Consider the following 8,529-nt stretch of genomic DNA (forward strand, 5'->3'; position numbering starts at 1 on the left):
ATCTGAGCAGGCTGTGGCCAATTGCCATGCCCCACGCCTGCCGCCATCCTATTGCGGCAAGCCTAGACAAGGACGTTACCTTTTGCCGTTCGCCACTACCCGCGCCACCCTCAGCCGTCAGTGGGCGCTGCTGCGCCAGCTGCCCAGCCGATCTCCAGGCATCACCAGCGCCGAGCTGGTCTGGCGCCTGCGGGACGTGGGCTTCACTGTCAGCAAACGCACCGTCGAACGCGACCTCAACGAGCTGTCGCTGATTTTTCCGCTGGAGCGAAATGACAAGAGCATTCCGTTCGGCTGGCACTGGTCGGCCAGTGCCGTGGGCGAATTACGCGGCAATTTCGACCTGCTGACGCATTTGCGCGGCGATGCGTTGCAACCGGCACGGGGAGAGGGGGTCGAGCTGGTGGCACGGATCAGCGATGCACTGGCGCGGCAGCTGCGGGATGCTCCGCTGAGTAGCGACATGCAGCTGACGGCGCTGGAACACGGGCATCGGATGCGGGCCACGGTGAGCGATGGCTGGCCGTTGCGCTGGTGGCTGTTGAGCCATGGCGACGGGGTAGTGGTTGAACAGCCTGGCGGCTTGCGGGAGGAAATCGGCAAGATCCTCAGCAATGCGGCTGCGCAATACCAGAATTCATAGCCTGTACCGAGAAAGGGGCCGGTACAGGCATGCCGGCTAGCGCTGCATTCCCCACCGCCGCACGGTCAGCCGCTCCAGGGTATTGAACACCAGCCCTTCCACCAGCAGGCCAATCAGAATCACCACCGCCAACCCGGCGAATACCTTGTCGGTGTAGAGCTCGTTGCGGTTCTGGAAGATGTACCAGCCCAACCCGCCTTTGCCGCTGCTGGCTCCGAACACCAGTTCGGCTGCGATCAGGGTACGCCAGGCAAATGCCCAGCCGATCTTCAGCCCCGACAGGATCGAAGGCAGCGCCGCCGGTATCAGGATGTGCAGCACCAGCCGCAACCCTTTCAGGCCGTAATTGCGACCGGCCATGCGTAACGTTTCCGACACGCCGAGGAAGCCCGCATAGGTGTTCAGCGCCAAGGCCCATAGCACCGAGTGCACCAGCACGAAGATCAGGCTGTTGTCGCCCAGCCCGAACCAGAGCAAGGCCAATGGCAGCAGGGCAATCGCCGGCAGCGGGTTGAACATCGAGGTCAGTGTGCCCAGCAGGTCACGTCCCAACTGGGTCGACACTGCCAGGCTGGTCAGGACGAAGGCCAGGACGATGCCCAGCACATAACCCTTGAGCAAAATCACCAGCGAGACGCCGACCTTGGCCGGCAGCTCGCCGCTGTACAAGCCGTCCCACAAGGCAACTGCGGTTTGCAGGAAGCTGGGCAGCAACAAGTCATTGGCCTGGTAGCGGGCCACCGCCTCCCAGAGCACGGCAATCACCAGCAGGATGAGCGCCTTGCGCAGCCAGCCTTGCTGCCACAGGCGCTGCAGCAAGGGCAGTTGACGTTCCACGGGCACACTGAGCAGGGGCTGCAACTGCACTTCGTATTCCTGGCGTACAGGTGTAGTGGTCATGGCTGAAAGCTCCTGTCAGTAGGCGATACGGATATCGTTGAAGCCAAGGTCGCCAGCCGGTTCCGGCGTGTCCGCCTCGTCGAACAGCAAACGGTGGATGCGCCGCGCGCTGGCCTGGAAGTCGTTGCCGCCCAGGCTGCCCAGGCCGTACTGGTGGCTGTGCACCTCGGCCCGTACCCGCCCCGGGTGTGGCGACAACAGCAGGATGCGGTTGCCGACCACCAGCGCTTCTTCGATAGAGTGGGTGACGAACAGCAAGGTGAAGCGCACCTCCTCCCACAGCAGCAACAGTTCTTCCTGCATCTTGCGTCGGGTCAGCGCATCGAGTGCAGCAAACGGCTCATCCATCAGCAGGATCTTCGGCTGCGTGGCCAAGGCCCGGGCAATGGCCACGCGGGCCTTCATGCCGCCCGACAGGGTGTGCGGGTAGGCATCGGCGAACGCGGCCAGGCCAACCTTGTCCAGGTAATGCAACGCCCGCTCCTCGGCTTCCACACGCTTGAGCTGGCCTGACACCAGCAGCGGGAACATGATGTTCTGCTTCACCGTCTTCCATGGCGGCAACTGATCGAACTCCTGAAATACCACGATGCGATCGGGGCCCGGGCCTCTGACGGCCTGGCTCTGCAGGAGGATCTGCCCTTCCTGGGGCGAAATGAAGCCGGCTACCGCCTTGAGCAAGGTGGACTTGCCACAGCCAGAGGGGCCGAGCAGCACGAACCGGTCAGCGCGGTCGACTTCGAAGCTGACCTGGTGGGTGGCGCGCACCACGCGTTGCGCGGTGCGGTATTCGAGGCTGAGATTGTCCACCTTGAGTAGAGGCGGCGTGGCGACACGGCTCAGGTTGCTGGCCGTGTGGCCTGGCAATGGGGCGGTCATGATCGGTCAGCTCCCCTGCAGCGGGCGTTCATCCTGGAAGAAGTAGTCCTTCCACGACTCCGGCTTGTGCTTGATGGCGCCTACCCGATAGAGGAAGTCGGCCAGCTTGTAGGTGTTTTTTGGCGTGATGGTGAATTCGTACTGCGGGTTGTCGATCAGCTTGATCAGCGTGTCGCGGTCGATCTTGGCCTTGGTCACGCGGATATAGGTGTCGGCAGCGGCCGCCTTGTCGTTCTGGGCGAAGTCGGCAGCCTCGGCCAGCGCATCGACGAAGGCCTTGTAAGTCTTGGGGTTGTCCTTGCGGAACTGCTCGGTGGCAAACAGCAAGGTCGGCGAGTTGGGGCCAAGCAGGTCGTAGCTGTTGAGCACCACGTGCACGGCCTTGTTGGCCAGCACCTGGTCCTGGAACGGTGGGTTGGAGAAGTGCCCGTTGAGCTCGGTGCCGCCGGCCAGCAACGCAGCGGTGGCATCCGGGTGCGGCACGGCCAGGGTGTACTTGTCGAGGCGGTCGTACTGCTTGTCGCCCCACTGCTGGGCGGCAGCGTACTGCAGGAAGCGCGACTGCACCGAAACGCCTACCGCCGGCACGGCGATGCGGTCTTTGTCGGAGATGTCGGCGATGGTCCTAACGTTGGGGTTGCTGCTGACCAGGTAATACGGGAAGTTGCCCAGCGAGGCCACAGCCTTGACGTTCTGCCGACCCTGGGTACGGTCCCACACCGTCAGCAACGGGCCGACGCCAGCGCCGGCGATATCCACCGAACCGGACAGCAAAGCGTCATTGATGGCCGAACCACCGGACAGCTGGGCCCAGTCGACTTCGATGTCGATGCCCTGCGCCTTGCCGTGTTTTTCAATCAGGTGCTGGTCCCGCACGACATTAAGCAGCAGGTAGACGATACCGAACTGCTCGGCGATGCGGATCTTGCCTTCTGCCTGCGCCGCGGCAGGGGCGGCCAGGCTGCCGACCAGCAGGCTCGCGCCCAGGCCGATGCTTGCCGCCAGGCGGCTGATGGATTTGCGCATGTCGGGTTCCTCAGTCGTCAGAACGGGGCATCGCCCTGGATAGTGGTGCGATACAGCTTGCGGCGCAGGTGTGCGGGGCAGCCGGTGGCCAGGTGGATCAGCGAGCGGTTGTCCCAGAACACCAGGTCATGGGGCTGCCACTGGTGGCGGTAGATGTTCTGTTCCAGCACGCTCAGGGCATACAGCTGTTGCAGCACGTCGCGGCTTTCGTCGTCTGGCAGGCCGACGATGCGGGTGGTGAAGCCTTCACTGATGAACAGCGCCTTGCGACCGTTTTCCGGGTGGGTACGGACGACCGGGTGGATGACTTCCTGAACTTGCGCCAACTGCTCTGCGGTCAGGGTCGGGCGCCAGTTGCCTTCGAACTTGGCCTCGGCATAACGGGCCGTGTAGGAGTGCGCGGCACTACGGCCCTCGACCACCTTGCGCAAGGCTTCGGGGACGGCATCCCAGGCTTTGTGCATGTCGGCGAACAGGGTATCGCCGCCCTCGCTGGGCAGCTCCTGGGCATGCAGCATGGAGCCGAGGCTCGGTAGTTCCTTGTACGACAGGTCCGAATGCCAGAACTTGCCGGCATCGCCCAAACCGATGTTGCGACCGTCTTCGATGATATTGGATACGATCAGGATCTCGGGGTAACCGGGCAACAGGAACTGCTTGAGCACGTGGATCTGCAACTCGCCGAAGCGTCGGCTGAAGGCGATCTGTTGCTCGGGGCTGATGCGCTGGTCGCGGAACACCAGCACATGGTGGTCAAGATGGGCACGATGGATACGGGCGAAATCCTCCACGTTGACCGGCCGGGTCAGGTCCAGACCGGTGATCTCGGCGCCTGGGGCACCGGCGAACGGGCGGATTTCGAAGCGTTGCGACTGGGCGCTGTCGATGATCGACAAGGCGTTCGAGGCGGCTGACATTTTTCACTCCCACGCAGTGCGCGACATCTATGGCGCGCAACGATCAGAAACGCACGGGGATTTCCCGTGTGGGTTCAAGTCGTGCGGCGCGCCGATTGGTCGACGAGTACGCAGTGGAAGCGACTATAAATGCATAAAGGCGATATTTTAAATATCTTTAGTGAATAAGCATAGCACGGGTATCTGCCTTCAAATCAGGCCGCCATGCTCTTCTTCCTCAATAAGGTTATTCAGGCTGCTCAGCGCCTTGCGCGCAGTGGAGCGGTTGAGCAGCTTGGCCTGTGCCCCGGGGGGCAGGTCAGTGATCTTGAATACACCCTTGGCGGTGAGGACGTCGATTAGGTCCTCGAGCACACGGATCATGTCCAGATCGCTTTGCTTGAGCTGGTTGAGGCTGTTTTCCACAATGTCATCGGCGAACCAGGCCTGGATATCGGCATGGTCGGCAGGGAGCATTTCTGTGAACTCGTCGAAAGCAGCTGCCTCTACCCGTCGCAACTGGCCGGCAGCGTCGCGTTGCACATAGAACATGGCGTCCCTCGTCACAATGGTTCCTTGGTGGTAGACAGCAGCATAGGCAAAGATTGCCGGGCACGCAGGCACAGCAACAGAGTATGCGCTGTCCCAGGGTTGCGGGAAAGATCTGCAGCAGCGGCCTTGTGATGCCAAAGGGCCGCAAGGCGGTCCCGGCGATTCCAGCATTGTTGCCGAAATCCCGGGGCTGCTCCGCAGCTCTTTCGCGACACAAGGACGCTTCTATGGCGAGCACACTAGCCGGTTCGTCGCTATCAGCTATCCTTGTTGTGAATGATGATGGTCGGGTCAGCACCGCTGATCAACGAGTTGATCGTGGTGTTGGACCAGTTCACCCCTTCCAGCTTGATGGTGACGTCGGCATTGGCGATACCACCTTCGGCGTTCAGCTTGCCTTCGCTACTGACCTGCAGCGTCGTCGTGCCTTCCACCGTGGTTAGCTTCAGGTAGTTGTCGATGGTGCTGCCCTTCTCGCCCTGGAGCAGGTCCTTCAGGTCGATCCGGTCGCCCTCGGCCACCTTGAAGTCCTTGATCACATCGTTGCCGATGTCACCAGCCTTCCACACAAAGGTGTCGGCACCGCTTCCGCCGATCAGGATATCGTTACCCTGGCCACCGATGAGGGTGTCGTTGCCGGTACCGCCCAGCAGGATGTCGTTACCTTTGCCACCATCCAGCGTGTCGTTACCGCCTTGGCCAAAGAGGATGTCATTGCCATTGCCGCCGGACAGGAGGTCGTGGCCGTCGTTGGCACCGGAGATATCGAACTCGTTGTAGTGCTCGGTAATGTACTGGTGGACATTGCTGGTGGTGACTGCACCGGCTTCGACACCGCTCTTCTGCGCCACATATGTCTGCAGCGCCTGGTAGCCCTCGCTGACTACACCGTTGAAGGTAATCAGGTCGCCGAAGATGATGTCGTTGCCGTTGCCGCCATCAATGCTGTCAGCGCCTGGCAAGGTCGCCTCGGAATGGCCGAGAATCGCCTTGGCCAAGTCGGATGGGTCAATGCCTGCTTGAGGTTTGCCAGCAGAGTCGTACGGTTTCAGATCGTTCAGCGTGACATCGCTGTTCAAGCCAATGGCCTGCACTTTGCTCACGCCGTTGGTGCCGCCAAGCAGGTTGAAGCTGGCGGTAGTGCCTGCTGCCGACTCCTGGTAGTTCCAATACTCACCGTAGCCAGAACCGTCAAGGCTGGAGAACTCGTAGGTGCCATCGCCCTGGGCATGCAAGGTTCCGACGGTGTTGGTGGACTGCAGCACCAATTCACCCCGTTTGTTCTCGCTGTAGGTCAGCACCTTGACCGAGCCACTGCTGCTGATCTCGACTTTGTGAGTGGCGTCTGCCCAAACGCTGAAAGTGTCGCCAAGTTTGTAGTTGTTGACGTTGACCACGTCGTCCAGGTACTTGCCGTTGGTCCACAGCCGCGGGTTGGTGCTCTCCCCGCTCTGGTAGTAGGTCGGCTTGCCGTCGGTGATGAAGTAGGTCAGGTTCTCGGCATTGGTGTTACCGCTGGCCATGGTGCTCTTGAAGAAGTTGGCCGTTGCCTTGAACACGTCTTCGTAGTTGGTACCACCACCGCTCGACATGGAGTTCAGTACGGACTGCAGCTTGCTCAAGGCATTCGGGTCGGCAAGGTTGACCGCCACGTTCTGCTTGACCTGGGTGTCGAAGTCGACCAGGAAGATGTTGACCGTGCCCGAGGTGTCCGAACCCAGGCTGGCTTTGAGCGTATTGAACACCGAGGCGAGCTGGGTCTTCGCATCGGAAAGCGACTTGTCGCTCATGCTGCCCGAGCTGTCGACGATGAAGGCAATGTTGTAGTTCTTGCCTTGAACCACGTTCAGGCCGGATACGTCAGCAACCATGATGTCGTTGCCTTCGCTGCCGGTCATCGCATCGTTGCCCGAAGTCCCCACGTTGGCTTTGTAGGTCGCAGCGTATACGGTCACCGGAATATTGCCGGTGGTGACAGCCGAACCGCCGACGCTTTCGGTCGCGACCGAAGTGACCGTGATGTCGAACGAGCCTTTGAAGTAGGCCGGCGGAGTCAGCGTCAAGCTACTGAGTTTCCAGCCGGTCACGTCTACGGGACCCGTACCGACCGTGACAGTGTGGCCTGCGCCATCGCTCAGCACGGTGCCTTTCGGAATGCCGCTGAGGGACACGTTCAGACTTTCGGAACCGTCGGTATCGGTCAGCGCGGTCGAGATACCGACCAGTTTCACCGAACCACCTTCCGGCCCTTCATTGAGCTTGTAGCCGTCGTAATAGCTCTGGCCATTGACGGTGTGCAGGTCGGACACGCCCAGGCCGGCGTTGGCCATCTCGGTCACGTTCTGGTACATCTTGATGTTCGAGCTGCTCAGGTCGGTGACAGCACCCGAGCCGATCTGGATGTTCAGGTCATAGCTGCCTGGCCCGCTCTGGTTGGCATGATAGACCTCGATCGGGTAGTAACCGCTGGAGTTCGGCGTGAAGCTGCCCGAAACCTGGCCACCCGCGCCCCAGGTGGCCGTGACCACGGTCTTGCCACCGATGGTGACCACGAAGCTGTCGTCGGCGGTCCCGCTGAAATTGTAGGTCTTGCCGGCTTCCAGATAGATCAGGCCCGACGTCTTCGAGCCGGTGCCAGCGCTGACGCTGCCATCGGACTGCACATTGGTGGTGGTGCTGCTGGCGTTGGCATTGCCCGAGTTGGCAAAGACTGTCTTCAGCGAGTCGCCAGTAATGCCGTTACCGTCGGTACCCAGCCCTTTGAGGCTGGTCCACACTTCCTTGGTCAGGCCTTTGGACGCGATCTCGGCGCTGCCGAAGCTCAGGGTCGGTTTGTCGGCCACCGGGCTGATATCGACCTTCATGGTCACTTCACTGCCCAGGTTGGTGCCATCGTTCGGCTTGAACTTGAACTGCGCGTAGTCGGCCTGCTGGTTACCTACGCCATTACCACCGTAGTTATCCGTACCCGACTGGTTGAGGGCCGGCACGAACTTGAGGTTGCTGGCAGTGATGTCAGCCTGGCTGACCACTTGGCCAACGGCCACGTTCACCCATGTTGTACCGTTGAAGAACTGCAGGGTACCGGCGGCCGGCAGCGAGGTAATAGTCACGGACAAGCCGGTATTGGCATCGGCATCGGTGACCTTGAAATCACTCCAGGCAAACACGTAGGCGGTGTCTTCCACGCCAAACACTGCACCGCCAGGCGAAACCGGCAGGTGGTCATTGTCCAGGATGGAAGTGGTCACGCTGGCATTGCCGCTGTCGACCTTCAGGTTCTCGAAACCGCCACCGGTGGCGGTTTCGATCTTCACGGTGAAGTTCTCGGTACCCTCGACAAGCTTGTCGTTGATGGTCGCGATGTCGAATGTGGTGCCGGTGCTGTTGGCCGGGATCTTCACAGTGGTGACACCGGTGAAGTCCTCGCCATTCTTGGCGGTGCCGCTGTAGCTGAGGGTGATGGTGACCTCAGACTTCGACGGGTTGCTCAGGGCCAGCGTGTAGTGGCCAGTTTCACCTTCGGTCAGCGAGGTGCTACCGCTGATGCCGACCGTGGTGACATCTCCCTGGCCGCTGCCTGGTTCATCGGTCACGGTGGTGCTGACCGGCGTCTTGTCCAGGGTCAGCTGC

General features: G+C 61.1%; 7 protein-coding genes. 1 reads left to right on the plus strand and 6 read right to left on the minus strand.

What is annotated here, in order from left to right; all coding sequences use genetic code 11:
- Positions 1-82 precede the first annotated feature (82 nt).
- Positions 83-643, plus strand: a complete 561-nt coding sequence (locus tag B4L76_RS23075; RefSeq protein ID WP_296235386.1) for a WYL domain-containing protein — start codon at positions 83-85, stop codon at positions 641-643.
- Between the two features lie 36 nt (positions 644-679).
- On the opposite strand, the gene B4L76_RS23080 is transcribed toward B4L76_RS23075, so the two are convergent.
- From B4L76_RS23080 to B4L76_RS23105, 6 genes are all read right to left on the minus strand, one after another.
- Positions 680-1,543 (minus strand): ABC transporter permease, encoded by an 864-nt coding sequence (locus B4L76_RS23080; RefSeq protein ID WP_296235387.1) that lies wholly within the window; start codon positions 1,541-1,543, stop codon positions 680-682.
- A 15-nt stretch (positions 1,544-1,558) separates the two neighbouring features.
- Positions 1,559-2,422: an ABC transporter ATP-binding protein gene (locus B4L76_RS23085; RefSeq protein WP_296235388.1), complete on the minus strand. Its 864-nt coding sequence runs from the start codon at positions 2,420-2,422 to the stop codon at positions 1,559-1,561.
- Positions 2,423-2,428: 6 nt separating this feature from the next.
- Positions 2,429-3,448, minus strand: coding sequence for an ABC transporter substrate-binding protein (locus B4L76_RS23090; RefSeq protein WP_296235389.1), 1,020 nt, complete (start codon positions 3,446-3,448; stop codon positions 2,429-2,431).
- A 17-nt stretch (positions 3,449-3,465) separates the two neighbouring features.
- Positions 3,466-4,365: a TauD/TfdA dioxygenase family protein gene (locus tag B4L76_RS23095; RefSeq protein WP_296235390.1), complete on the minus strand. Its 900-nt coding sequence runs from the start codon at positions 4,363-4,365 to the stop codon at positions 3,466-3,468.
- A 189-nt stretch (positions 4,366-4,554) separates the two neighbouring features.
- Entirely contained in the window at positions 4,555-4,896 is a 342-nt protein-coding gene (locus B4L76_RS23100; RefSeq protein ID WP_289131850.1) for a tryptophan synthase subunit beta, read from the minus strand.
- Between the two features lie 257 nt (positions 4,897-5,153).
- Positions 5,154-8,529, minus strand: a 3,376-nt coding sequence (locus tag B4L76_RS23105; RefSeq protein ID WP_296235391.1) for a type I secretion C-terminal target domain-containing protein, incomplete at its 5' end; no start/stop codon positions are given.

This window comes from Pseudomonas sp. UBA4617 (assembly GCF_002386445.1).
Lineage (GTDB): Bacteria > Pseudomonadota > Gammaproteobacteria > Pseudomonadales > Pseudomonadaceae > Aquipseudomonas.